This window comes from Pseudogemmobacter bohemicus (assembly GCF_003290025.1).
Lineage (GTDB): Bacteria > Pseudomonadota > Alphaproteobacteria > Rhodobacterales > Rhodobacteraceae > Pseudogemmobacter > Pseudogemmobacter bohemicus.
Genome location: NZ_QNHG01000006.1, coordinates 1 through 23,665, shown reverse-complemented (window position 1 = coordinate 23,665; position 23,665 = coordinate 1). Strand labels below are relative to the sequence as shown.

The 23,665-nt window shown below is 63.5% G+C and carries 23 protein-coding genes and 1 pseudogene; 14 read left to right on the top strand and 10 right to left on the bottom strand.

What is annotated here, in order from left to right:
* Window positions 1-23 precede the first annotated feature (23 nt).
* From DRF71_RS24110 to DRF71_RS24100, 3 genes are read right to left on the bottom strand one after another with little or no spacing between them, the layout of a single operon-like run.
* Entirely contained in the window at window positions 24-683 is a 660-nt protein-coding gene (locus tag DRF71_RS24110; protein ID WP_112313016.1) for a methionine ABC transporter permease, read from the bottom strand.
* Window positions 673-1,725 carry a methionine ABC transporter ATP-binding protein gene (locus DRF71_RS24105; protein ID WP_112313015.1) on the bottom strand — a complete coding sequence of 351 codons (1,053 nt, stop codon included), beginning with the start codon at window positions 1,723-1,725 and terminating at the stop codon, window positions 673-675. The genes DRF71_RS24110 and DRF71_RS24105 overlap by 11 nt, the downstream gene beginning before the upstream one ends.
* Entirely contained in the window at window positions 1,722-3,125 is a 1,404-nt protein-coding gene (locus DRF71_RS24100) for an LLM class flavin-dependent oxidoreductase (RefSeq protein ID WP_112313014.1), read from the bottom strand. The genes DRF71_RS24105 and DRF71_RS24100 overlap by 4 nt, the downstream gene beginning before the upstream one ends.
* 496 nt (window positions 3,126-3,621) lie before the next feature.
* Between DRF71_RS24100 and ssuD the strand changes: the two genes are divergently transcribed.
* On the top strand, window positions 3,622-4,791 hold the full coding sequence (ssuD, locus tag DRF71_RS24095; RefSeq protein WP_112313013.1) for an FMNH2-dependent alkanesulfonate monooxygenase: 1,170 nt from the start codon (window positions 3,622-3,624) through the stop codon (window positions 4,789-4,791).
* A 13-nt stretch (window positions 4,792-4,804) separates the two neighbouring features.
* The gene (locus tag DRF71_RS24090) at window positions 4,805-6,232 is read left to right on the top strand and encodes an FAD/NAD(P)-binding protein (protein ID WP_112313012.1); all 1,428 of its coding nucleotides are present in this window, start codon (window positions 4,805-4,807) and stop codon (window positions 6,230-6,232) included.
* Between the two features lie 62 nt (window positions 6,233-6,294).
* On the opposite strand, the gene DRF71_RS24085 is transcribed toward DRF71_RS24090, so the two are convergent.
* Together DRF71_RS24085 and mgrA are read right to left on the bottom strand one after the other, a co-directional pair.
* The gene (locus DRF71_RS24085) at window positions 6,295-7,563 is read right to left on the bottom strand and encodes an SfnB family sulfur acquisition oxidoreductase (protein WP_112313011.1); all 1,269 of its coding nucleotides are present in this window, start codon (window positions 7,561-7,563) and stop codon (window positions 6,295-6,297) included.
* A gap of 229 nt (window positions 7,564-7,792) precedes the next feature.
* On the bottom strand, window positions 7,793-8,842 hold the full coding sequence (gene mgrA, locus DRF71_RS24080; protein ID WP_112313010.1) for an L-glyceraldehyde 3-phosphate reductase: 1,050 nt from the start codon (window positions 8,840-8,842) through the stop codon (window positions 7,793-7,795).
* Window positions 8,843-9,662: 820 nt separating this feature from the next.
* Here mgrA and DRF71_RS24075 point away from each other — a divergent pair.
* Window positions 9,663-9,962, top strand: coding sequence for a hypothetical protein (locus DRF71_RS24075; protein ID WP_112313009.1), 300 nt, complete (start codon window positions 9,663-9,665; stop codon window positions 9,960-9,962).
* On the opposite strand, the gene DRF71_RS24070 is transcribed toward DRF71_RS24075, so the two are convergent.
* The 3 genes from DRF71_RS24070 to DRF71_RS24060 form a co-directional block, all read right to left on the bottom strand.
* Window positions 9,931-10,230 carry a 7-cyano-7-deazaguanine synthase gene (locus tag DRF71_RS24070; RefSeq protein WP_112313008.1) on the bottom strand — a complete coding sequence of 100 codons (300 nt, stop codon included), beginning with the start codon at window positions 10,228-10,230 and terminating at the stop codon, window positions 9,931-9,933. The genes DRF71_RS24075 and DRF71_RS24070 overlap by 32 nt on opposite strands.
* Complete coding sequence (locus tag DRF71_RS24065) at window positions 10,227-10,520, bottom strand: nucleoside 2-deoxyribosyltransferase (protein WP_112313007.1); 294 nt, start codon at window positions 10,518-10,520, stop codon at window positions 10,227-10,229. The genes DRF71_RS24070 and DRF71_RS24065 overlap by 4 nt, the downstream gene beginning before the upstream one ends.
* A 160-nt stretch (window positions 10,521-10,680) precedes the next feature.
* Entirely contained in the window at window positions 10,681-11,385 is a 705-nt protein-coding gene (locus DRF71_RS24060) for a FadR/GntR family transcriptional regulator (RefSeq protein ID WP_198672348.1), read from the bottom strand.
* Between the two features lie 177 nt (window positions 11,386-11,562).
* On the opposite strand from DRF71_RS24060, the gene DRF71_RS24055 reads away from it, so the two are divergent.
* The 9 genes from DRF71_RS24055 to DRF71_RS24015 all read left to right on the top strand — a co-directional run bounded on the left by DRF71_RS24055 (window position 11,563) and on the right by DRF71_RS24015 (window position 20,323).
* Window positions 11,563-12,558 carry an arabinose ABC transporter substrate-binding protein gene (locus DRF71_RS24055; protein WP_112313005.1) on the top strand — a complete coding sequence of 332 codons (996 nt, stop codon included), beginning with the start codon at window positions 11,563-11,565 and terminating at the stop codon, window positions 12,556-12,558.
* A 70-nt stretch (window positions 12,559-12,628) separates the two neighbouring features.
* Window positions 12,629-14,140: an L-arabinose ABC transporter ATP-binding protein AraG gene (gene araG / locus DRF71_RS24050; RefSeq protein WP_112313004.1), complete on the top strand. Its 1,512-nt coding sequence runs from the start codon at window positions 12,629-12,631 to the stop codon at window positions 14,138-14,140.
* 19 nt (window positions 14,141-14,159) lie between these two features.
* Window positions 14,160-15,110, top strand: a complete 951-nt coding sequence (araH, locus tag DRF71_RS24045; protein ID WP_112313003.1) for an L-arabinose ABC transporter permease AraH — start codon at window positions 14,160-14,162, stop codon at window positions 15,108-15,110.
* 13 nt (window positions 15,111-15,123) lie between these two features.
* Window positions 15,124-15,981, top strand: coding sequence for an aldose 1-epimerase (locus DRF71_RS24040; protein WP_112313002.1), 858 nt, complete (start codon window positions 15,124-15,126; stop codon window positions 15,979-15,981).
* Complete coding sequence (gene dgoD / locus DRF71_RS24035) at window positions 15,978-17,129, top strand: galactonate dehydratase (RefSeq protein WP_112313001.1); 1,152 nt, start codon at window positions 15,978-15,980, stop codon at window positions 17,127-17,129. Before DRF71_RS24040 ends, dgoD begins: the two co-directional genes overlap by 4 nt.
* 2 nt (window positions 17,130-17,131) lie before the next feature.
* Window positions 17,132-17,911: an SDR family oxidoreductase gene (locus tag DRF71_RS24030; RefSeq protein ID WP_112313000.1), complete on the top strand. Its 780-nt coding sequence runs from the start codon at window positions 17,132-17,134 to the stop codon at window positions 17,909-17,911.
* Complete coding sequence (locus tag DRF71_RS24025; protein ID WP_112312999.1) at window positions 17,908-18,822, top strand: 2-dehydro-3-deoxygalactonokinase; 915 nt, start codon at window positions 17,908-17,910, stop codon at window positions 18,820-18,822. The genes DRF71_RS24030 and DRF71_RS24025 overlap by 4 nt, the downstream gene beginning before the upstream one ends.
* Window positions 18,819-19,454: a 2-dehydro-3-deoxy-6-phosphogalactonate aldolase gene (locus DRF71_RS24020; protein ID WP_112312998.1), complete on the top strand. Its 636-nt coding sequence runs from the start codon at window positions 18,819-18,821 to the stop codon at window positions 19,452-19,454. The genes DRF71_RS24025 and DRF71_RS24020 overlap by 4 nt, the downstream gene beginning before the upstream one ends.
* 29 nt (window positions 19,455-19,483) lie before the next feature.
* The gene (locus DRF71_RS24015) at window positions 19,484-20,323 is read left to right on the top strand and encodes an SMP-30/gluconolactonase/LRE family protein (protein WP_232831667.1); all 840 of its coding nucleotides are present in this window, start codon (window positions 19,484-19,486) and stop codon (window positions 20,321-20,323) included.
* A gap of 182 nt (window positions 20,324-20,505) precedes the next feature.
* Here the strand turns inward: DRF71_RS24015 and DRF71_RS24010 are convergent.
* Window positions 20,506-20,690: pseudogene (locus tag DRF71_RS24010) on the bottom strand (IS5/IS1182 family transposase); the annotation flags it as partial.
* Between DRF71_RS24010 and DRF71_RS29280 the strand changes: the two are divergent.
* Together DRF71_RS29280 and DRF71_RS29275 are read left to right on the top strand one after the other, a co-directional pair.
* Window positions 20,672-21,361 carry a UvrD-helicase domain-containing protein gene (locus tag DRF71_RS29280; RefSeq protein ID WP_332872083.1) on the top strand — a complete coding sequence of 230 codons (690 nt, stop codon included), beginning with the start codon at window positions 20,672-20,674 and terminating at the stop codon, window positions 21,359-21,361. The pseudogene DRF71_RS24010 and the gene DRF71_RS29280 overlap by 19 nt on opposite strands.
* Window positions 21,292-21,966, top strand: a complete 675-nt coding sequence (locus DRF71_RS29275) for a topoisomerase DNA-binding C4 zinc finger domain-containing protein (protein ID WP_332872082.1) — start codon at window positions 21,292-21,294, stop codon at window positions 21,964-21,966. The genes DRF71_RS29280 and DRF71_RS29275 overlap by 70 nt, the downstream gene beginning before the upstream one ends.
* Window positions 21,967-22,428: 462 nt before the next feature.
* Here DRF71_RS29275 and DRF71_RS24000 read toward each other — a convergent pair.
* Window positions 22,429-23,665: acyl-CoA dehydrogenase family protein (locus tag DRF71_RS24000; protein ID WP_198672347.1), on the bottom strand; the 1,237-nt coding region annotated here is incomplete at its 5' end.

Below are 23,665 nucleotides of genomic sequence, written 5' to 3'. Positions count from 1 at the left end.
ATTATCCTTTGGGATGAATGGGTTCAGCGGCGCGTGAAACGGGTCACGAGGCTGTTCCCCGAGGCCTGGATCAGTTGCACCAGCAAGATGAGGATCACGACGCAGACCAGCATGATCTCGGTCTGGAAGCGGTGATAGCCGTAACGGATCGCCAGATCGCCAAGCCCGCCGCCGCCGATGGCACCCGACATGGCGGTGTAATCGACAAGCACGATGGCCGTGACGGTGACGGCGGCGATCAGCCCGGGCAGCGCCTCGGGCAGCACGGCGCGAAAGATGGTCTGTATGGGGGAGGCGCCCATCGCCAGGCTCGCCTCGATCACGCCGCGATCAACCTCGCGCAAAGCGGTTTCAACGAGGCGTGCGAAGAAGGGCGCGGTGCCGACGACCAGCGGGAAGATGACACCCCTGATCCCCAGCGACGTGCCGGTGATCAGCACCGTCACCGGCATCAGCACGATCAGCAGGATGATGAACGGCACCGAGCGGATGATGTTCAGAACGAAGGACAGCGCACCATAGCCGAGCGGCCGGGCAAAAGGCTGCCCCTTGCCGGTGACGAAAAGCAAAATCCCAAGCGGCAGCCCGATCAGCACCGTCAGCAAAAGCGAGATCCCCACCATGGTCAGCGTCTGGCTCAGCGCGGTGCCGATATCGGCCCAGTTGATACGGTCAGACCACATGGAACTGCCTTTCCACACGCGCAGGGGCGAAGGTGGGGGCGGCGCCCTCGATCACTTCGACGGTGACGCCTGCTGCACGCAAAGCAGTCATGGCGGCACTGCCATTGCCCCCCGTCAGCGCGATGGAAAACTGGGCAAAGGGGGTGGTGCGGATATGCCCGACCCGGCCGCCGAGAATGGCGAAATCCACCCCGAAATCGCGGGCAATGCGGCCCAGAAGCGGCTGATGCGCGCCGGCACCGGTGAAGGTCAGGCGCAGATGCAGGCCCGGCGCCGCATCGGTTGCCACCAGCGCCGCATCGCCCTCGGCTTCGCGCACCAGCGCACGGGTGACCGGATGCGCAGGATGCAGGAAGACGCTGGTGACCGGGCCTTCCTCGACCACGCGGCCTTTTTCCAGCACCGCAACCCGGTCGCAGGCGCGGCGGATCACCTCCATCTCATGGGTGATCATCACGATGGTGACGCCGAGATCGCGGTTGATCTCTTGCAAGAGATCCAGCACCTGGCCGGTGGTCTGCGGATCAAGCGCGGAAGTCGCCTCGTCGCAAAGCAGCACTTTCGGGTCATTCGCCAGCGCGCGCGCAATGCCGACCCGCTGTTTCTGGCCGCCCGAAAGCTGGCGGGGATATTTCCCGGCGTGATCCGAAAGCCCGACCCGCGCCAGCAGCGCCGCGACCTTTTCCGCGATCTGCGCTTTGGTCAACTGCCCCGCCAGTTCCAGCGGATAGGCAACGTTACGGGCCACCGTCCGCCCGCTGAGCAGGTTGAAATGCTGGAACACCATCCCGATCGAGCGGCGCAGTGCGTGCAGATCTCTGCCGGTCAGATCGGTCACCCGCCGGCCGGCGATACTGACATCGCCCGATGTCGGCCGTTCCAGCAGGTTGATCAGCCGCACCAGGGTGGATTTCCCCGCCCCCGAAGCCCCGATAATGCCAAAAATCTCTCCCTCGCCCACCGAGAGGTCAATCCCGTGCAAAGCCGGCGCCGCCCCCTGACGCGATGTAAAGCTCTTGGTGACGGCATCAAGACGGATCATTCGGCAGCGCTTTTCGCTGCGGCCTCGGCGCGTTTGAGCGCCTCGATATCGCGGTAGCGGTCGGCGGGGTGGTTCGCCGGCAGATAGGGGCCTGCGCCGAAAAGCTTTTCGCGCAAGGTCCCGGGCTGGTAGGCGGTCGGATAGGCGCCGCGCTTTTGCAGCTCTGGCACAACCAGGGTCACAACATCTTCGAACGAGCCCGGCGTCACCGCGTAAGCGATGTTGAAGCCATCCACATCGGTCTCCGCGACCCAGTCCTGCAGCGTGTCGGCGATCTGTGCAGGCGATCCGACAAAAACCGGCCCCTGGCCGCCGATGCCGCCAAATTTCGCCAGTTCGTCCACGGTCCAGACCTTGTCCTTGCCGCCAAAGGCATCAAGCATCGAATGGATCGCATTTGTCTCGACCTTGCGGATCACTTCGCCGGGCTGATAGGCGCCGAAATCAACGCCGCTCCAGCCCGACATGAAGACAAGCGAGCCCTCATACGAGATATATCTGCTGTAATCCTCGAATTTGGCGCGCGCCTTTTCCTCGGTCTCATCGGTGATGATGGTGATCAGCGTGTAGATATAGAGCTTTGACGGATCACGACCCTCGGCCGCCGCACGGGCGCGGATATCGGCGACATATTCCTTCAGCAGCGCCTTTGACGGGGCGCCAACAAAAACGCATTCGGCATGGGCGGCCGCGAAGGCCTTGCCCGCCCCCGAGGCCCCGGCCTGGTAGATCAGCGGGGTGCGCTGCGGCGAGGGTTCGGTCAGCCCATAGCCCGGCACTTCGAAATATTTGCCCTTATGGCCGATCTCATGGACTTTTGCCGGATCGGCAAACACGCGGCCTTCGGCGTCTTTGACCACCGCGCCTTCCTCCCAGGAGCCTTCCAGCAGCTTATAGATCACCTCAAGATATTCCGAGGCGACCTCATAGCGGTTGTCGTGTTTCTTCAGCCCGCCCTGGCCGATATTCTTCGCGCCGCTCTCCAGGTACGAGGTCACGATATTCCAGCCGACCCGACCTTTCGTGTGATGATCGGCGGTCGCGATGCGGCGGGCGAAAGTATAGGGGTGCTCGAATGAGGTCGAGGCGGTGATACCGATCCCCAGATGCTCGGTCGCCAGCGCGATGGGGGCCGCCAGCTGGATCGGGTCATTGACCGGAATCTGGGCGCCATTCCGGATGGCGCCCTCATTATTCCCTTTGTAAACATCGTAATAGCCGATCACGTCGGCGATGAAGATACCGTCGAAAATGCCGCGCTCCAGCGTGCGGGCCAGATCCTGCCAATAGTCGAGATCCTTGTATTTCGCCGACCGGTCGGTCGGATGCGCCCAGAGACCGGGCGACTGATGGCCGACACAGTTCATGTCAAAGGCGTTGAAGCGGATCTGGCGGGTCATCGCGGGCGTCTCTCATCTGGTCGGTGGCCCGGGCGGGATTTGCCGGGGCGCCGGTTAAACACGACATGTTGTGCCGTGATTATCCCGCGCCGGGGGCCAGAGGCGATTCCAAAGCCCGTATCGGAAAGAGAAGGATCCGGTCGCGAACCCGGCCCCCGCAGCGCGGATTTTCTGTGCAGCGCAGAAACTGCGGGAGCCAAAGAGGCGCCGCATCCGAATTTTCCGTGCATTTTCTGTGACTTTCGCACATTCCCGGGCGGGGAAGACTCAGGCACCGCACCCGCCGGCGCCGGCTGCGGCCGCAGCACCGGGGGGAAGGTCATTCCCCGCCGGGAGATTGGTATTCTCCCACAAGGGGGCCAGGAAGCAGCGGACTTCTGCGGGCAAATGGGTTTTGGAATGGCCGCCGGGGCAGGGCGCGCCCTATAAATCAGCGCAGGACACAGGCGGGTGTGCCGCCCCTCAAGATGAAAACACTGCCCCTCAGGAATTCCAGATGAGCCATCCGAACCCAGAGCCCGGTCAGGGCAATCCGCAAGCCAGCCCCGAGATCTTCTGGTTCCTGCCGACCTCGGGCGATACGCGCTATCTGGGCACCTCGGATTTCAGCCGCCCGCCCGAGAACAGCTATATCCGCCAGATCGCAATCACCGCCGACCGGCTGGGCTATGACGGGCTGCTGATCCCGACCGGGGCCAGCTGCCAGGACCCCTGGGTGACCGCCGCGAGCCTGATCGCCGAGACAAGGCAGATCAAATTGCTGGTGGCTTTGCGCACCTCGATCATGGGGCCGACGGCCTCGGCGCGCCAGGCGGCAACGCTGGACCAGGCGCTTGGCGGCCGGCTCTTGCTGAATGTGGTGCCCGGCGGCGATGCGACCGAACTGGCGGCGGATGGGGTCTTCCTGAAACATGATGAGCGTTACGAGGCGGCGGATGAATTCCTGACCGTCTGGCGCCGCATCCTCGCCACCGATGCGCCGGTCTCGTTCAAGGGCAAGCATCTTTCCGTCGAGAATGCCCGGAATTTCCACCCTCCCGTGCAGCGCCCCTATCCGCCTTTGTATTTCGGAGGGTCTTCGCCGGCGGCGCATGACCTCGCCGGCAAACATGTCGATGCCTATCTGACCTGGGGCGAGCCACCGGAAGCGGTGGCGGAAAAGATAGCCGATGTGCGGACGCGGGCGGCGAAACACGGGCGTCAGATCCGCTTTGGCGTGCGCCTGCATGTCATCGTGCGCGAGACAGACGAAGAAGCCTGGGCCGATGCCGACCGGCTGATCTCGCATCTCTCGGATGAGGATATCACCGCGTCGCAGGCCAATATGGCGAAGATGGACAGCCATGGTCAGGCGCGGATGCAGGCGCTGCATGGCGGGCGGCGCGACCGGCTGGTGGTGGGGCCGAACCTCTGGGCCGGGGTCGGGCTGGTCCGGGGCGGCGCCGGCACAGCGCTGGTCGGGAACCCGCAGCAGATTGTCGCGCGGTTGCGCGAATACCAGGCGCTTGGCGTCGATACATTCGTGCTTTCCGGCTATCCGCATCTGGAGGAATCCATCCGCTTTGCCGAACTGGTCTTCCCGCTTCTCGGCAAGGGCGCCGTGACCGAGCGCAGCGCCCAGACCGGCGGCGCCTTTGACATCCGCGCCCGGGCCTCGGCCAGCTGAAAAGGGGTCTGACATGACCGAACAGCGCCCGATCACCACCGCGCCCCGGAGCGGAAAATCCCCCCATGCGCGGCATGTGGCCATTGTCGGGGCGGGGCTTTCCGGATCAGCCCTCGCCTGGCATCTGGCCCGGCTGAGCCCTGAGGAAGGTCTGCGCATCAGTCTGATCGACCCAGGGCCAGAGCCGGGCAGGGGTCTGGCCTATTCCACACCCGACCCCGATCACCGGCTGAATGTGCCGCATACACGGATGACGCTGGACACCTCGCAGCCCGATCACTATGCGCGCTGGCTCGCCTCGGGGGCGGCGCCGGGGTTTGACCCCGATGCGCTGCGACCCGACGGGGCGATCTTTACCCCGCGCGCGGTGTTTGGCGCCTATGTGCTGGCGCATTTGCAACCCTTTCTCGACACCGGGCGGATCGTGCATCTGCAAAGCCGGGCGGTGGCGGCGACCCGGACTGTGCAGGGCTGGCAGATCCGGCTGGAAGACGGGCGGGACCTGGTGGCCGGAGATCTGGTGCTGGCCGCCACCCATCCCGGCCCCGGCCTGCCGCGCGGGCTGGAAAGTCTTGCCGGCACGCAGGCGCTGATCGCCGACCCCTATCAGGCCGGCGCGCTGAACGGAATCGACGGCGAGGAAGCGCTTTTGATCATCGGATCCGGGCTGACCGGCGCCGATATCGTTGCAAGCCTGATGCGGCGCGCTCATTCCGGGCGGATCCGGCTCTTGTCGCGCTCGGGCCGGCGGTCGCAGCCGCATGGGCCGGCGCAGGAAGAGGGGGCGGCGGATTTCACCCACGCCCCCGCGACCAGCGCGCGCGGGCTGTTGCGCCGCATCCGTGAAGAGCTGGCGGCAGCCGCCGGGGCCGGTCTGACCTGGCACCCGGTTTTCGACCGGCTGCGCAGCCAGGGTCCGCAGATATGGGCCGCCCTGCCGCTGATCGAGCGCCGCAGGCTGGTGCGCCATCTGCGCGGGCTTTGGGATATTCACCGTTTCCGCATCGCGCCGCAGACCCATGCGAGCCTGTTGGCGGCGGAACGCTCGGGCCAGCTGACGGCGCTGGCCGGGCGGGTCAGCGGGCTGGAACGGGACGGCGCAAGGCTGCGCGTGAGCGTACGGCTGCGTCGGGGCGGCGAGACCCGGTTCGCGGCGGATCGGGTGATCCTTGCCACCGGCCCGGCACATGGGGCCGTCACCGCCCTGAACCCGCTTTACGCCGATCTGGCGCGCCAGGGGCTGATAACGGCCGACCCGCTGGGCCTGGGCCTTGCTTCCAGCGCGACAGGCGAGGCGATTGATGCGTCCGGCCTCGCGCAGAGCGACCTGCTGATCGCCGGGCCGCTGGCCCGCGCTGCCGTGGGCGAGCTGATGGGCGTGCCGGAAGTGACCGCCTGGGCCGAGAAACTGGCGTCGAAACTGGCGAGGGTAACCGCCTGAACCGCGCCCGATAAAAGGAAAACGCCCCGGATTTCCGGGGCGTTTTGCGTTTCAGACCTGCCTTAGTTCCAGGGATGGCGCGGCGGCTTGACCCCGTTCAGGTAGTAATTGCCGACATGGTAGAATTTCCAGCGCACCGGATCATGCAGCGTATGGGTGCGGGCATTCCTCCAATGCCGGTCCAGCGCATGGGCGGCCAGTGTCGAGCGGGTGCCGCCCAGCTCGAACAGTTTATTCGTCGCGTCAATCGCGACCTGGGTGGTCAGCACCTTGGCCTCGGCGGTCCTGATGGTGGCGTCGGACACTGTCTCTTCGGTTGGATCCGCAAGGCCCCGGTCAATGGCGCGGCCGGCGATGTCCAGCAGCGCCTCGGCGGCGTGGAGGCGGATTTTCAGATCGCCGACGGCCTGGATCGTATAGGGATCTTCACCCGCCTTTTCCTTGCCGCTGTCGATCCAGGGCCGGCTTTGCGTGGTCACGAAACGGATCGTCTCGTCGATGGCCGCGCGCGCGATACCGGCATCAATCGCCGCCTGGATGATCTGCGAGATCGGCCCCTGCACCGTCGGCACCGAAGCCACATCCTGCAGCTTCACCGCCCGCGCCTTCGGTACCCGCACATTCTCGATCTTCACCGAGCCAGAGGCCGTGGTGCGCTGGCCAAAACTTGACCAGTTGTTGGTGATGGTCAGGCCCCGGGTCTCACGGTCGGCAAAGACCAGGTAGACGCCGTCATCCCCGACCGAAACGATCGGCACGATATGCGACAAGAGCGCGCCGGTCGTGTAGAACTTCTCGCCATTGACCACCGCCTCATCGCCGTCAAAGGTAACGCGGGTCTTGAAATCGCCCACATTCCGGCCGCCGAATTCCGAAAATGCATTGCCGAAACGCAGCCCTTGCAGTGCCCAGCCAAAGATCTCGCGTTTCTCGGCCCCGGTCGCGTCAATGTCGATCAGCCCGAGGATCGCGATATGGTTCTGCGCGATCTGCGCCACCGCCGGATCGCCCGAGGCGACAATGTCGATCACCTTTGCCAGCGTCGCGTAAGAGAGGCCCGGCCCGCCATATTCCTTCGGGATGATCAGCGTCCAGATGCCGCTTTGCGAGTAAAGATCCAGCTCGCGCAGCGGCAACAGCCCCTCGCGGTCGCGCAAAGCGGCCCCTTTCGCAAGCTCCGCCGCAAGCTCTGTCGCCACCCGGATCGCATCGGCCTCATCCTTGAGAAGATAGGGTGCCTCGGCCGGGCGGGGGCGGGCCGGCACCGGGTCGTCGGAATTGACACGCGGGTGAAGGCTGTAATCAATCGGGCTCTCGGCAAGCGATCCCATGGCGGTTCCTTTTGACAGCTTATCCCGGCCTATCCCTCGCAAAAGATCAGGTCAAGATATTGATTTATAATCATATTGCCGATGGAATTTCGCAGAGAACAAGTCATCGGGCAAGCCGCGCCCATTCTCTTCACAGGGGCTTTGCGGGCGGTTTATTCTCTGCTCCGACAGAGGGCGAACAGGATATTCCCCGCTCTGCCGCCGGCTGATTCATCCCGCCCGCCAGGGGTCAGACCGCCTGATCATGCGAGGGCCTGTCCCAGAGATTGACCCCGCCTTCGACGGCATAGAGGTCAATCTCGGCCAGCTCCCCGGCGCTGAAGTCCAGATTGTTCAATGCTTCGACATTCTCCGAGACCTGCGCGGCGGTGGAGGCGCCGATCAGGGTCGAGGTCACGCGCGGATCACGCAGCACCCAGGCCAGCGCAAGCTGCGCGAGGCTTTGCCCGCGCCGTTTCGCGATCTCATTCAGCGCCCGGGCGCGGGAGAGGTTCTCCTCGCTCAGATGGTCGGGGCGCAGCGAGCCGCCACCGGCACGGTTCACCCGCGCATCCTCGGGAATGCCGTTCAGATATTTGCCCGTCAGCAGCCCCTGGGCCAGCGCCGTAAAGGCGATGATGCCGGCGCCGGTCTCTTCAGCCGCCGCCAGCAGATCGCCCTCGATCCAGCGATTGAAGAGATTATACGAGGGCTGGTTGATCAAAAGCGGCACCTGACGCTCGCGCAGCAGCGCCGCAATCTCGCGGGTCTTTGCGCCGGAATAGGACGAGACGCCAACATAAAGCGCCTTGCCCTGTTTCACTGCAGTAGCCAGCGCATCGGCAGTCTCTTCCAGCGGCGTTTTCGCGTCGAAACGGTGCGAATAGAAGATGTCGACATACCCGACGCCCAGCCGTTTCAGGCTTTGATCAAGGCTGGCCAGCATATATTTGCGCGAGCCGCCGCCCTGGCCGTAAGGGCCGGGCCACATGTCCCAGCCGGCCTTGGTCGAGATGATCAGCTCATCGCGATGCGCTGCAAGATCCTCGCGCAGGATACGGCCGAAATTCACCTCGGCCGAGCCATAGGGAGGCCCGTAATTATTCGCCAGATCGAAATGGGTGATGCCATGATCAAAGGCGCGAAAGACGATCTCGCGCTGCGTCTCGAGCGGCGTGGTATCGCCGAAATTATGCCAGAGCCCCAGCGAAAGCGCCGGCAGTTGCAACCCGCTTTTGCCGGTATAGCGGTATTTCCCGCGGTCATTGTCATAGCGGTCGGCGGCTGGGCAATAGGTCATCTCGGGCTCCGGATGTCAGAAATCAGCCGCTGCACTCTAGTCAGCCCGGGCGGCACGCGGAACCGAAATCTGTCGGACCGCCCGCCATTCGTGGCGGGCGGATTTTTACATAATCCTGCTTATAAGATTATGCCTGTGCGCTCAGCTTTCATGATTGAGAATCCACTCAGATATTGTCCATTATGGCCCCCTTCTTGACCATTCTACACGCATATAATGTCCATCCGATTTTCGGATCCCAACTTATTTGTTTGTAAACAATAACCTAAGGTGTCTTCGCAACGCTCGCGCTCTACCGCAAGTGTCCACCCGCAGATCATCTCCCTGGCGTTGACGGCCACACAAACCTCCGCAAATGATCATGCATATTCCGGTCAGGTCGTTGTTCGCGGCGCCTTGCCGGCAACGAAATAGCCCTGTCTCAGCGAGGACAATGTTCCTCCGGGCAAGGCCTGCAGAGGTGACCGATATGAATACACACGAAATGGCCATTCGTCGGCACTGGCGCTGAGGCACCGGATCTCCTCCTCCGCAACCCAAGTATACTAGGCCGTGGCGGTTTGCGGATGTAAGTCGGCAAGTATCTCAAAAAGCAGTGGTTGGTCACGCTATCGACAGGTTTCACTGCGGCAAGAGCGCCCTGCCCGGCTATGGCAGGCATAGGCATAGGCATCAGCTTGGCTCTGGTTCGGTAAGAGCGGCGCCGCGACACGAAATGTCGCCTGGAGTGATCGCCGCTGGCTCCTGAACGCCTTCAAATCATCCTGCTTCCGCGGACGGATTACCCGACCGACGGCCGCCCCATGTCTGGAATGTCCCTATGTCCACCAAGTTGTTCCCCATCTTACATGTCCAGTTTCAGGATCCGAAGAAAACAAAAGTTGCCATCGAAGAGCGCTTTCAACTGCACAAACGGTCGCTGATGGCCCGCAAACAGGGGTTTCTGCCAAAGCTGAAACCTGATGGCAGCCCAGACAAAGCGGCGTGGGAAACGCTGCTGACCGACTTCCCTGTTCCCTGGGAATACGGCAGGCGGATCGACAAGTGGTCCAGGACGATCAGTCAGCGCTATGAAGTGATGAACGGCCTCAGCCAACTCCGCGCGCGGCCGCAAAGGTAATAAGGATCTGATTTCGGAAGGGCCACCACTCCGGAACTGGTGCGATTGCCAGAGCGTCATTCCCGGCCATATCGCCCGAGCCAATGGGGCGGCAATCGATCCTTACGATCTCGTGCCTCATGTTCAGCTCTTTAGCCACCTCGGCAGCGGCGAGCAGTTCGGCCTCTGCAGCCTTTTGCCCATAATCTATGGTGATTGCGACCTCGGGTCGTTGCCAGAATGCGACCGCGATCGAGTCCATCCCGCCGGACAGCAACAGGGCTCTCATGGCTCGGCCCAGACAGTTTGGTAAATAGCGGTGACAAGATCTTCATATATTCTACAGCCGGTTCCAACCGGCATCTTGAGGTCCTCTGCCCTTGTGTTTTGTGCCAGTGCGATAACCGGGATGCCCTTCGCAACGGTATAGCCAATCTCGAAGATGGTTCCGGCATCGCCGCCATTCAGAACCGCCAAGACCACGGAGCATTCATCAAGGCCTGCCAGATCGGCTTTCGCGACGAAATCACCGGCTCCGACACCGACGTCATGAAATGGCGAGAAAACATCAACCTCCATGTGCAGAAGCTAATCCCTTATCTCCTCCACAACCCACCGCTCCGCCAGGTTAAAGAAGGGCGCGGCAAGATAAACTTTGCCCTCTCGTGAGGTATGGTAAGTTTATCCTGCACAAAGGGGGCGTAAACCCGTAAGGCTGCGGACTAACGATTACCGCAGTTCAGTCCCGCAGCCTTTTGAGATCATCCGTTGCGTGCTGCAGCAGGGTCAGGCTTGCCGCACGGGCAAGCGCCCCGTTGCGCACCACCAGCGCATCCAGCAATGCGCGGTGCGATTCCACAGTGCGGGAATAATCATCCACGGATTTGTTCGAGGCCAGCAACATCAGATTCAGCCCGGCCCGGATCGAATGGATAAACTGAAGGAAGACCGGGTTGTGGCTTGCCCTCAGTAAGGCCTCGTGGAAAGCCAGATCTGCACGGGTGAACGCTTCAGCGTCACCGCCAGCTTCGGCCATCGCATTGAGCGCCTTCTCGATTTCTGCCAGATCGGCGAGGCTGGCGCGCAGGCAGGCCAGTTCGGCTGCGGCGGGTTCAATCGCGCGACGTGCCTCCAGCACTGCATCACCGAACTGGGCAACATCCAGGTAGTCCGCGATCCATTCCAACACCTCGGCGTCCAACAGCGCCCAGTCTTCTCTCGGCAGCACCACTGTCCCCACGCGCGGGCGGGAACGCACCAGATACTTTGCCTCGAGACCTTTGATCGCCTCGCGAACCACTGTGCGCGACACGCCTAACTGCAACGACAACTCCGCCTCTGAGGGGAGGTTCTGGCCCGGCAAAACCTTACCTGATGCGATCATCTTCGCCAGGTCAGCCTGAATGTCGCTTCGCACTCGGGGGCGTTTGGGGCTGGCCTGCATTCGCTTTCCGTTCATTCTTGCGGCACATGGCGCCCGCGTGCGCTTTAAGTCACGGCAAGGAAACACGATTATCTGATGTATATCCAGAGAATTTAATTATCATACCACAGAATTGACTGCACTGATATTTATGTTAGCCTGCACGAGTCACATAGACAATGATCCGTGGGAGGACTCATGCGTATCCTGAATTCCTTTGCCCTGGCCGCTGGCCTGGGCCTGAGCACTGTTGCTGGCTTTGCGACATCTGCGATGGCCGAAGATGTTAAGATCGGGTTCATCGTCAAGCAGCCCGAAGAGCCGTGGTTCCAGGACGAATGGAAATTCGCGGATCAGGCCGGGGCCGAGAAAGGCTTTGAGGTTGTCAAGATCGGTGCCACGGATGGCGAACAGCTAATGGCAGCCATCGACAATCTGGCCGCACAGGGTGCAAAGGGCTTTATCGTCTGCGCCCCGGATGTGAACCTCGGGCCGGCCATCGTCGCACGCGCCGAAGCCGCCGGTCTGAAACTGATGACAGTCGACGACCGTCTGGTCGATGCGTCGGGCGCGGAAATCGAAAGCGTTGTGCATATGGGCATTTCGGCCCGCAAAATCGGTGAAACTGTGGGCGAGGCGCTGTCGGCGGAGATCAAGGCCCGCGGCTGGAACCCGGCCGAGGTTGGCGCACTGAAAATCTCGTATGATCAGCTGCCGACCGCTGTGGACCGCACCGGCGGCGCGGTGGATGCGCTGCTGGCTGCCGGCTTCCCCGAGGCCAATATCTTTGACGCACCGCAGACTCGCACCGACACCGAAGCGGCGCTGAACGCGGCCACCGTGGTGCTGAACCAGAACCCCCAAGTGAAGTACTGGATTGCCTTCGGCCTGAACGATGAGGCGGTTCTGGGCGCAGTGCGCGCGGCGGAAAGCGTTGGCATCAAGGCGACTGACGTGATCGGTGTAGGCATCGGTGGCGCGGCTTCCGCGATCAACGAGTTTGAAAAGCCCGATGCGACCGGCTTCTTTGGCACCGTGGTCATCTCACCCAAGCGCCACGGCTATGAAACCGCGATGAACATGTATGAGTGGGTCACCAACGGCGTCGAGCCGGCAAAACTGACCCTGACGTCGGGCGCGCTGGCCAGGCGTGACGACTACAAGCAAGTGCTTGCCGATCTGGGCGTCAACTGACGCCCTGCGGGGGTCGGCCTCTGGGGGAGGCCGCCCCCATCCTTTCCCCGCATCAGCCTTGGGCGGAACCATGAGCTATTTCTTTGAATATCGCGGCATCACCAAGACCTATCCGGGCGTCAAGGCGCTGGAGGATGTCAGCTTCGGCGTGCGTCGGGGTGCCGTCCACGGTCTGATGGGTGAGAATGGCGCGGGCAAATCCACGCTGATCCGTATCCTTTCGGGCGACCAGCAGGCAAATGCCGGTGCGATCCTGATTGACGGGGCGGAACAGAAATTCGCCTCGGTCCGCGATGCGTCAGACAATGGCGTCATGGTGGTGCATCAGGAATTGCAGCTGGTGCCCGACCTGACGGTGGCGGAGAATCTGTGCCTTGGCCGGTTTCCGTCGCGCGCCGGCTTTGTGTCGCGCCGCCGGATGATCGCCGATGTGCAGGCGGTGCTGGATGATTACGGCATTAATGTCGATGCCGGGGCCCGGGTTTCGGCCTTGCCGCTTGGCGCCCGCCAGATGGTCGAGGTGGCCAAGGCCGCCATGGTCAAGGCGCGGGTGATCGCACTGGATGAACCCACCTCCTCGCTGTCCTCGCGCGAGAGCGAGGTGCTGTTTCGCATGATCGCCCGGCTGAAGGCGCAAGGAACGGTGATCCTTTACGTCTCGCACCGGATGGATGAGATTTTCCAGCTGTGCGATTCCATGACCGTGCTGCGCGATGGCAGGCTGGCCGCGCATCACGACAGCCTTGAGGGCGTGACGCGGGCGCAGATCGTGTCCGAGATGGTCGGGCGTGAGATTTCGGATATCTGGAACTGGCGCGCGCGCCCCTTGGGCGAGGAGCGGCTGGTGGTTGACGGGCTGGCAGGGGCTAAACTGTCGATCCCGGGCAGCTTCACCGCAAGAAAGGGCGAGATCCTCGGCTTCTTTGGCCTGATCGGCGCGGGCCGGTCCGAGCTGATGCGGCTGATCTACGGCGCAGATCCTGCCCGGACAGGCCGCGTGATGCTGGAAGGAGACAGCTATACCGCCACTGATCCGCGCCAATCCATCCGGCGCGGGATCGCCTATTGTTCCGAAGACCGCAAGCATGACGGTATTCTCAACGGCCGCTCGGTCGAGGAAAATATCACCATTTCCGCCCGCCGGTTGTGGTCGAAGGGCGGCTTTCTGCGCCCCGGGCGCGAGGCCGAGGTGGCCGAGGAACAGATCAGGCAGCTGCGCGTCCGCACGCCCTCGCGCTTTCAGGACATCGCCAACCTGTCGGGCGGCAACCAGCAAAAGGTGATCCTTGGCCGTTGGCTGGCCGAAGCGGGCCTGCGCGTCCTGATCGTGGATGAGCCGACCCGGGGCATCGATGTCGGCGCCAAATCCGAGATTTACGACCTGCTTTACAAGCTGGCCGAGCAGGGGATGACGATCCTTGTCGTCTCTTCCGAGCTGCCCGAGGTGATGGGCATCTGTGACCGCGTTCTGGTGATGTGCCAGCACCGGATCAGCGCCGAATTCACCCGCGATACCTTTAGCGAGCAGGCCCTTCTGGCCGCCGCCCTGCCCGACGGGCAAAACCATTCCACCGCCGCCTGAAGGCACGGAGACCCTTAAAATGACATCGACGCTGAAGAAACTTCTGCTGGGCGAGCAAGGGCTTTTGGTGATCTTCGCCATTGCGCTGGTGCTGGTCTCGGTCTTCGTGCCGAACTTCCTGTCGACCCGCAATGTGATCGGACTGTTGCAGGCCGTGGTGACGGTCGGGCTGGTGGCCTGTTCGATGATGCTGTGCCTTGCAACGCGGGATTTCGACCTTTCGGTCGGCTCGACCGTGGCCTTTACCGGCATGATGGCGGTGATGGTCACGAATGCCACCGGGTCCATTCCTTTGGGCATTCTGGGGGCGATCGCGGCGGGTGCTGCCGTGGGCATGGTGAATGGCATCATCATCGCCAAGATCGGCATCAACGCGCTGATCACCACGCTGGCCACGATGCAACTGGTGCGCGGCTTCGGCCTGATCATCTCGGACGGGCGCGCGGTGGGAGTGAAAGAGCCGGCCTTCTACAATATAGCGCTGTCGAATGTCTTCGGTATCCCGACCCCGATCATCGTGCTGGCGGTGGCCTTCCTGGTCTTCGGGATCGTGCTGAACCGCACCGTCTTTGGCCGTAACACGCTGGCCATCGGCGGCAACCCGGATGCCGCGCGGCTGGCGGGCGTCAAGGTGGTCCGGACGCGGGTCACCATCTTTGCGATCCAGGGTGTGATGGCCGCGATCGCGGGGGTGCTGTTGGCATCGCGGATCACCTCGGGGCAGCCGAATGCGGCGACCGGGCTGGAACTCTCGGCGATCTCGGCCTGCGTGCTGGGAGGGGTGTCTCTGGCCGGGGGGCGGGCCACGATGACCGGCGTTATGGTCGGCGTAATGATCCTTGGCATCGCTGAAAACGTGATGAACCTGCTGAACATTCAGGCCTTCTACCAATACGTCGTGCGGGGCGTGATCCTGCTCTTTGCGGTGCTCCTCGACAATCTGCGCACCTCCAGCGGCATCCGTCGCTGAAGGTCCGGGCGCCATGGCGGGGATCATCACGCTGGAGGCAGGCGATCTGTCGCTGCGGCTGTCGGGCCGGGGCGGAGCTATCCTTGACTTCCGTCTCGGCGGGCGGGCGCTGCTGCGACCTGGCCCGGACGGTGCCGCGCCGGGGGATAGTGCCTGCTTCCCGCTGCTGCCGCTGGGAAACCGTATCCGGGGCAACCGCTTCGCCTATGCGGGCCGGAACTATGAGGTAATCCCAAATGCGCCCCCCGAACCGCTGCATCTTCACGGCTCGGGCTGGCTGGCGGAATGGACACTGGCCGAGGCGGATCAGGGCTTTGCCCGGCTGACCCACACCTATGACGGACCCGACCTGCCGCACCGCTACATCGCGGAACAAACGTTCACCCTGATGCCGGATGCGCTGCGGATCACCCTCTCGATCAGGAACACCGGCACGGCGGTCCTGCCCTTCGGTCTCGGCTGGCATCCGTTCTTCCCGCCCGGGGCAAAGCTGACCGCGCCCGCAGAAGGCTTCTGGGCCGAGGGCCCGGACCATCTGCCAATGGGTCAGACCGCCATGCCCGCCGATCTGGATTTCACCGCCCCGTCGCCGCTGCCACTGCGATGGATCAACAATGCCTTCGACGGCTGGTCCGGCCACGCGCGGCTTGATTGGCCCGACCGCTCGCTGACGCTGACCGCCGACCCCCTGTTCAGCTGTTATCAGCTTTACCAGCCACAGGATGCCACCTGTTTCGCGTTCGAGCCGATGAGTCATCTCCCCGATGCACTGTCGCAGCCCGAGCCTGGCGGTCTGCACCCTCTTGCCCCCGGCGAACGCCTTGCCGGTGGCATCACCCTCTCCCCCGCTGCTGTCGGAGCCCTGTCGTGAAGATCACCGCCCTTAAAACATTTATCGTACCGCCGCGCTGGTGTTTCCTGAAGATCGAGACCGACGAGGGCATCTCGGGCTGGGGTGAGCCTGTTGTCGAGGGCCGCGCCCATACCGTCGAGGCGGCGGTGCAGGAGCTGGCCGATTACCTGATCGGGCAGGATCCCCTGCGGATCGAGGATCACTGGCAGGTCATGCACCGTGCCGGTTTCTACCGCGGCGGCCCGATCCTGATGAGCGCGATCGCCGGCGTCGATCAGGCCCTGTGGGACATCAAGGGCCGCGCTTACGGCCAGCCTGTGCATCAACTGCTGGGCGGTCCCTGCCGCGACAGGATCAAGGTCTATAGCTGGGTCGGCGGTGACCGCCCCTCGGACGTGGCCGAGGCGGCAAAGGCCGCAGTTGCGCGTGGCTTCCGGGCGCTGAAGATGAACGGCACCGAGGAATTGCAGATCGTCGACAGCCACGCCAAGATTGATGCGGTGGTCGAAACGCTGGCCACGGTGCGCGATGCGGTCGGGCCCTATATCGGGCTTGGCGTCGATTTCCACGGCCGGGTGCATCGCCCGATGGCAAAGGTGCTGATCCGTGAGCTGGAACAGTTCCGTCTGATGTTCATCGAAGAGCCGCTTTTGTCGGAACATATTGATGCCATCGGCGAGGTCGCCAAGGGCTCCTCGACCCCCATCGCGCTTGGCGAGCGGCTCTATTCCCGCTGGGATTTCCGGCAGGTGCTGGAGAGCCGGGTGGTCGACATCATCCAGCCCGATCTGTCCCATGCGGGCGGCATTACCGAATGCCGCAAGATTGCCGCCATGGCCGAGGCTTATGATGTGGCCCTTGCTCCGCATTGCCCGCTGGGGCCGATTGCACTGGCGGCCTGTCTGCAGGTTGATGCTGTCAGCCACAATGCCTTTATTCAGGAACAGTCGCTTGGCATCCATTACAACGGGCCGGGGCGCGATCTTCTGGATTATCTGGTCGATCCGAATGTCTTTGCCTATGCCGATGGCATGGTCGCCATCCCGCAGGGCGTGGGGCTGGGCGTCGAGGTGAATGAGGAGGCCGTGATCGAGGCCGCCAGAACCGGCCATCGCTGGCGCAATCCGGTCTGGCGGCACGAGGATGGCTCGGTCGCGGAGTGGTAAAGATGGGCAGGCTGAGCGGGCGTTTTATCGCTGTGACGGGGGCGGCGCAGGGCATCGGCCGGGCGATTGCCGAGGATTTCCGGGCCGAGGGCGCGGATCTGTTCCTGATTGATCTGGACGGCGGTCTGCTGGCAACGGCTGTGGCTGAACTACAGGCCAGTCCAGGCGGGCAGATCTATTCGGCGCAGGCCGATATCGCAGATCCGGCCCGGGTGGCAGCGGTCTTTGCCGATCTGGTGGCCCAGTCGGGCCAGAGCCCTGACGGGCTGGTGAACAATGCCGGGGTGAATGTCTTCCACAAACCGCTGGAGACATCCGACAGCGAATGGCGCCGCGCCTTTGCGATCAACCTTGAGGGCGCATGGTCTTGCGCCCGCGCCGTGCTGCCCGGGATGATCGCCCGCAATCATGGGGTGATCCTGAACATCGCCTCAACGCATGCCTTTACCATCATCCCCGAAACCTTCCCCTACCCGGTGGTGAAACACGCGCTGCTTGGCCTTACGAAATCGCTCGCGTTGGAATATGCCGGGCAAGGAATACGGGTGAACGCGCTGGCCCCTGGCTATGTCGCCACGCAAAAGGTGCTGGACTGGTGGGCGGGCCATGCCGATCCTGCGGCAGCACGGGCCGAGACGATGGCGCTGCATCCCCAGGGCCGCATCGCCACCCCGGCCGAGATTGCCCGGGCGGCGGTCTTCATGATCTCGGACGAATGCCCCTTTATGACTGCGACCTGCCTGACGGTGGATGGCGGCCTCAGCGTCCGGCAACACGCATGAGCGGGTTTGTCGCGGTTGACTGGGGCACATCCAGCTTTCGCCTCTGGGTCATGGCGGCGGATGGCGCGGTTCTGGGTGAATCCCGTGGCCCCGAAGGTATGGCCCATTGCGTCACCGCCGGTTTCGCGCCGGTTCTGGCCGCGCATTTGGCGGCTGCGTCGGCGCCATCCGATTGGCCGGTGCTGATCTGCGGTATGGCCGGTGCGCGGCGTGCCTGGGCCGAGGCGCCCTATGCCGATCTGCCCGCCCCGGTTTCGGTGCTGGCGGCGCAGGCGCTGCGCCTGCCCCCCGAACAGGCGGGCATGCGCGATATCCGCATCCTGCCCGGCCTTGCCGCCCGCGACCCCGCCCGCCCCGATGTGATGCGCGGCGAGGAGACGCAGCTCTTGGGTCTGGCGCTGATGGGGCATCAGGGCCTGGTCTGCATGCCCGGCACCCATTGCAAATGGGCGCGGCTGGAGGCGGGCGCGGTCACCGATTTCCGCAGTTTCCTGACCGGAGAGCTGTATGAGCTTCTGTCGAAACACAGCATCCTGCGGCTTGGCCTGCCCGAGAGCGGCAACCCTTCGCCCGATGATCCTGCCTTCGTGCAGGCGGTCGATCAGGCACTCGCCGATCCCGGCCTGCTGACCGAGGCGCTGTTCCCGGTCCGCGCCAGCGGCCTGCTGGGCTATGCCACGCCCGAGGCGGCGCGCGCCCGCCTCTCCGGTCTGGTGATCGGCACCGAGATTGGCCGCATGGCGCCGCAAGTCGGTGCCGATGGCATGACGCTGCTGGGGCAACAGGGTCTGGGCGCGCTTTATCTGGCCGCGTTGCAGCAGGCCGGGCTGACCCCGCGTCTGGCAGATGCCGAAACTGCCACCCGCGCAGGCCTTCTGGCCGCAGCGCAAGCAATCTGGAGCTTGTCATGACCCAATCAACCCGCTGGCCCGAACTGAAGCGCGGTCTTGTCGCCATCCTGCGCGGCATCACCCCGACCGAGGCCGAGGCCGTCTCGGACGTGCTGATCGAGGCAGGGTTCGAGGCGCTTGAGGTGCCGCTGAACTCGCCTGATCCGCTGACAACCATAGGCGCGATGGTGCGGCGGCACGGGCAGGATGTCCTGATCGGCGGCGGCACCATGCTGTCGGTCGCCCATGTCGATCAGGTGGCCGATCAGGGCGGGCGACTGATGGTCAGCCCCAATATGCGCCCCGCCGTGATCGCGCATGCGGTGGCGCGCGGCATGGTAACCATGCCCGGCGTCCTGACCCCGACCGAAGCTTTCGATGCATTGGACGCAGGCGCCGCCGGGCTGAAGTTCTTCCCGGCATCGTTGATGGGGCCAGGCGGGATCTCGGCACTGATGGCCGTGTTGCCGAAAGGCACGATTGTTGGGGCCGTGGGCGGGGTAACACCCGGGAACATGGGCGATTACATCAAGGCGGGGGTGGCGACCTTCGGCATGGGCACCGCCGTTTACCGGCCCGGCGACAGCGTCGGGGATGTGCGTGCAAAGGCCCGCGCGCTGGTTGCCGCTTATGACCAGGCGATGCAGATCTGATGCGCGTCCTTGGGTCTCACCGAGCTGAATTGGGCGAAGGTCCGGGCTATGATCCGGCCAGCGACACCGCCTGGTGGTTCGATATTCCCGCGCGCAAGATGTTCCTGCATCAGATGAGGCGCGACGCAACGCTTTGCATCGATCTGCCCTTCGCCGCCAGCGCTATGGCAGTCACGCCCGATGGGCGACAGCTTCTGGTCGCCCAAGACGGGCTGTATTTCCGTGACCCTGCAACCGGCGCCCTCAGCTTACATCTGCCGCTGGAGGCGGATGATCCGGGGACCAGATCCAATGATGCGCGCGTTCATCCCTCTGGTGCGCTCTGGATTGGCACGATGGGCTGGGGATCAGAACCTCAGGCAGGCGGCTGGTATCATTACCTGAACGGCGAAATCCGGCTGCTCTGGGCCGGTGTAACCATCCCGAATGCGGTGTGCTTTTCGCCCGATGGCCACAACGCCTGGTTCACCGATACGCCGAGTGGCAAAATTATGCAGGTCAGCACCGATCCGCAAACGGGCTTGCCGGTCGGTTCGCCCAGGCTTTTCGTCTCAGATTTGGAAGGGCCACCGGATGGTGCTGTGACCGATGCCATTGGCAATGTCTGGGTCGCGCTTTGGGGCGCGGGCCGGGTCGCAGGCTTCAACCCGGATGGTCAGCGCATAGGTCAGTTCGAGCTGCCGGTTGCGAATGTAACATGTCCGGCTTTCGTGGGCGAAAACGCAACTCAGATGCTTGTCACCACGGCTCGATATGGAATGAGTGAGGCGGAAATATCGGTCGATCCGCTGGCGGGCGCCACGTTTATATTCGATCTGCCATTCAGGGGCAGGATAGATGAGAAGGCTTCAGTCCCCAATCGACCCTGAATTTGAACAAGTCCTCGTTCCCGTCTTTTAGGGGCAGTCTGAGCGGCCACCCACAATGGCGCTGTGCCGGGTTCACGTTCTGCGTGGCGCCGACGTATACCAGACGGCAATCGATACACCCAGAACGAGGCTCTGTTGCACAAATCGGCTGCTGACCGGACTGCCCCCTTCCGCCGACAGACCTATCCTGCGACCTCTGTGATAGGTGTGCCAAGTGCGGTGAAGCCGTTCAGGACGGCTACGCGGACTTGGAACTCTGCACCTGACGGTCGAAGTCCCTGGCTGACAGGCGCTGGCCCAGCAGTTTGACGCAGTGCATTTTGGTCTCTACTCGGCTTCTACGGTGGTATGGTCCTGCGGGCCGCCACCTACGTGGAGGAGCGGCGCTTCGAGAGCACGTTCCGCCATATCCTGGTCGACGAGTTCCAGGATATCTCACAGGGTCGCGCCCGACTGATCCGGGCCCTCAAGGCGCAGCATGCTGATGCGCGCATCTTCGCAGTTGGTGACGACTGGCAGTCAATCTACCGCTTCGCCGGGACCGACATCCATATCATGCGCAACTTCGGCAAGATGTTCGGGGGTGCCTTTGCCAATGAGACCGCGGTCCATCGCACGGTGGATCTGGGCCGAACCTTCCGCTCCGTCGACCGGATCGCCCTGACAGCGCGGCACTTCGTGCTGCAGAATCCGGCCCAGATCACCAAGAAGGTGGTTCCGGCCGGCATTGCGTCGGACCCGGCGATCCGGATGGTCTGGACCAGGCGAGATGAGGGTGATGCACCGCTGCGGAATGTCTTGAGGGGCCTCGCCGCCCTGCCCTCGCCGATGGATCGCAAGACCAGCGTCCTGCTGCTGGGCCGCTATCGCCATGTCGATCCGGGCCTGCGGGATCTCCAGCGCGCCTTCCCGCACCTCACATTGGCTACAAGACCATCCATGCCTCGAAGGGTCTGGAGGCGGATCATGTGGTGCTGCTTGGCGCGGATGCGGGCCGGGTCGGCTTCCCGTCAGAGATTACGGATGACCCGCTCCTGAGCCTGGTCTCGCCGGAGGCGGAGCCGTTCGAGAATGCGGAGGAGCGTCGGGTTATGTATGTGGCGATGACGCGGGCCCGATCGACCCTGACCATCATGGCGTCCAGATCGCGGCCATCCACCTTCGTGAGCGAGCTCCTTGCCGACCCGGAATACGGGCTGCAGGATTCATTGGCCGGCACCACCGCCCTGCCCCCATGCAGCAAATGCGGTGGCCAGCTCGTCCCAGTCCAATCTCAGGCCGGGCGTGTCTGGTATCACTGCCAGCATGACCGGCACTGCGGCAACATGCTGCCGGCCTGCCCGGATTGCGAGACCGGGCTGCCTCAGCGAACGGCAGATGAAAACCATGGATGCGGCTCTTGCGAGGCGACCTTCCAATCCTGCCCAGTTTGTGGTGATGGCTGGCTGGTCCCCCGAAAGGGGCGCTATGGGTCGTTTCCGGGATGCGTCCGCTACCCGGATTGCTCCGGAAAGGCCAAACCGGAGCGACCGAATGGTGGCCGCAGGAGGAAGAAATCTGATCAAGCGCAAGGGCCATCCGGTCGGCGGAACTTCTCGGCACCGCCCTGGCATTCGAGCCGCATGATGCTTTCGAAGACCTGACCGGCACGGAACGCGAGACCGCCACGCAATGCGGATGGCGGTTTGTGTCGCAGGGGGATCGACGGCTGTGCCAGGCTCTCAGAATCCTGGAAGCGCGGGCGGCCGTCCCGCGAGGCCCGGACAAATGGCCGGAGCGTCGCGTGTTCGGCAACCTTCTCCGCGAAGCTCAGGCCTCTACCTTGAAGGTGCCACTTTGGGATGTCCTCCACGATCACATTGCGGAAATGGTCGGCTGATCCCCCTGCCCGTTCGCAGCTGAGGTCTACCTCCGTTCCTCGTTCAATCAGAAAGGCCGCCCTTTGGGCGGCCTTTTTCTATGTCTGCGGCATTTTCTGCCGGTTCAGGCATATTTTTCGATGGTCATTTCGGAAAATCGCCATGGATCCTGGAGTTTTGAATCCCATATGAATTAATGGGTTAAGGATGCGGGTGTGACAGCCGATGGACGTTATTTCGGTGGTTTCACATTTCAACCGCACCTATCTGCCAGACATAAATCGGCCCGGTGCCATTGACCGCGTGATCGCCAAGGATCCGTTCCTTATAAATCAGCGGGTTATGGTTTGCCGCCGTGCGGGCATTGCGCCAGTAGCGGTCCAGCCCGAGCGCGCTGTCCGCGGCCGAAGCGCTCAGCGCGTTGAAGAGATCGCTGGTCGCGCGCAAAGCCAGATCCGCCGCCGCAACCTGAGCCTCGGCCGAGGCCAGCTCTGCCGCGATATTGGCGGCATCGTCTGCCGCCTTATCCCCTGATTGCGAGGTCTCATAGGCGCGGTCAGCGGCGCGGGCAGCCTCAATGGTGGCGGCGCGGGCGGCGAAGGCAAAAGCGCGGGCGCGGCCGACCACCTGCAGCACCTGCGGGTCCTGGCGTACCACCGTGCCCGAGCCATGCGAGAAAGCGCGTTTGCGCGCGGCGACCTTCTCGGCCACATCGCGCACCGCCGCAAGCGCCGCACCCGACAGCACCGCATCCAGCACCAGCTGGTAATAGGCGGTCTGATAGCGGAAGCGGGTCTCGAACGGCACCAGCCCCTCGGCATCCAGTTTCGCGCCCCTGAAAGTCGTGGTGCCCGTGCCGGTCAGCTTCTGGCCAAAGCCCGTCCAGTCATCCAGCCGGTCGATCTGCGGCTGGTCGGCGCGCAGAATGGCGACGACCGGCGCACCCGTGTCGGAACGCACCGCGTAAGTGTCGATCCAGTCGGCGAAAATCGTGCCGGTCGAGTAGTATTTCTCGCCATCGACGCGGTAGCCCTCGCCTTCCGGCGTCACTCTGGTTCCGGTATCGCCCAGCTTGACCTTGCCCACTTCGGACCAGGCATTGCCGGCGATCTCACCCTTGCCAAAGCGCCGCAGCCAGACCTCGCCTTGCGCGCGTGGCGCGACCAGCCGGTCTTCGACCAGCGCGAAATGGCCACGCAGCGCCTGGACGATATTGGTATCGGCGGCAGCGAGGTCGATCAGCAGATCAAAGAACTGCTCAAGACTGGCACCCGAGCCGCCGAATTCCACCGGCACCCGCAAAGCGGTGAAGCCGGCCTCTTTCAGCCAGGCGATTTCCTCGAACGGCAGGATCCGCTCGCGCTCACGCCGGTTGGCGCCCTCGCGGATGCGGTCGAACAAAGGGGCGAAACGGGCCTTCAGCCCGGCCAGATCGGGCAGGGCGGAGGGGTGAAAGCTGTGATCCTGTTTGGTCATCCTGGGG

Excerpts from the sequence above, each read along its gene's own strand:
- mgrA (WP_112313010.1), bottom strand. The coding sequence starts at position 8,842 with ATGACCTATTGCCCAGCCGCCGACCGCTATGACAATGACCGCGGGAAA.
- DRF71_RS24090 (WP_112313012.1), top strand. The coding sequence starts at position 4,805 with ATGACCGAACAGCGCCCGATCACCACCGCGCCCCGGAGCGGAAAATCC.
- DRF71_RS24030 (WP_112313000.1), top strand. The coding sequence starts at position 17,132 with ATGGGCAGGCTGAGCGGGCGTTTTATCGCTGTGACGGGGGCGGCGCAG.
- DRF71_RS24065 (WP_112313007.1), bottom strand. The coding sequence starts at position 10,520 with ATGGAGGTTGATGTTTTCTCGCCATTTCATGACGTCGGTGTCGGAGCC.
- DRF71_RS24025 (WP_112312999.1), top strand. The coding sequence starts at position 17,908 with ATGAGCGGGTTTGTCGCGGTTGACTGGGGCACATCCAGCTTTCGCCTC.
- araG (WP_112313004.1), top strand. The coding sequence starts at position 12,629 with ATGAGCTATTTCTTTGAATATCGCGGCATCACCAAGACCTATCCGGGC.
- DRF71_RS24040 (WP_112313002.1), top strand. The coding sequence starts at position 15,124 with ATGGCGGGGATCATCACGCTGGAGGCAGGCGATCTGTCGCTGCGGCTG.
- DRF71_RS24060 (WP_198672348.1), bottom strand. The coding sequence starts at position 11,385 with ATGCAGGCCAGCCCCAAACGCCCCCGAGTGCGAAGCGACATTCAGGCT.
- DRF71_RS24075 (WP_112313009.1), top strand. The coding sequence starts at position 9,663 with ATGTCCACCAAGTTGTTCCCCATCTTACATGTCCAGTTTCAGGATCCG.
- DRF71_RS24110 (WP_112313016.1), bottom strand. The coding sequence starts at position 683 with ATGTGGTCTGACCGTATCAACTGGGCCGATATCGGCACCGCGCTGAGC.
- araH (WP_112313003.1), top strand. The coding sequence starts at position 14,160 with ATGACATCGACGCTGAAGAAACTTCTGCTGGGCGAGCAAGGGCTTTTG.
- DRF71_RS24055 (WP_112313005.1), top strand. The coding sequence starts at position 11,563 with ATGCGTATCCTGAATTCCTTTGCCCTGGCCGCTGGCCTGGGCCTGAGC.
- DRF71_RS29280 (WP_332872083.1), top strand. The coding sequence starts at position 20,672 with ATGGTCCTGCGGGCCGCCACCTACGTGGAGGAGCGGCGCTTCGAGAGC.
- DRF71_RS24100 (WP_112313014.1), bottom strand. The coding sequence starts at position 3,125 with ATGACCCGCCAGATCCGCTTCAACGCCTTTGACATGAACTGTGTCGGC.
- DRF71_RS24085 (WP_112313011.1), bottom strand. The coding sequence starts at position 7,563 with ATGGGATCGCTTGCCGAGAGCCCGATTGATTACAGCCTTCACCCGCGT.
- DRF71_RS24020 (WP_112312998.1), top strand. The coding sequence starts at position 18,819 with ATGACCCAATCAACCCGCTGGCCCGAACTGAAGCGCGGTCTTGTCGCC.
- ssuD (WP_112313013.1), top strand. The coding sequence starts at position 3,622 with ATGAGCCATCCGAACCCAGAGCCCGGTCAGGGCAATCCGCAAGCCAGC.
- DRF71_RS24070 (WP_112313008.1), bottom strand. The coding sequence starts at position 10,230 with ATGAGAGCCCTGTTGCTGTCCGGCGGGATGGACTCGATCGCGGTCGCA.
- DRF71_RS24105 (WP_112313015.1), bottom strand. The coding sequence starts at position 1,725 with ATGATCCGTCTTGATGCCGTCACCAAGAGCTTTACATCGCGTCAGGGG.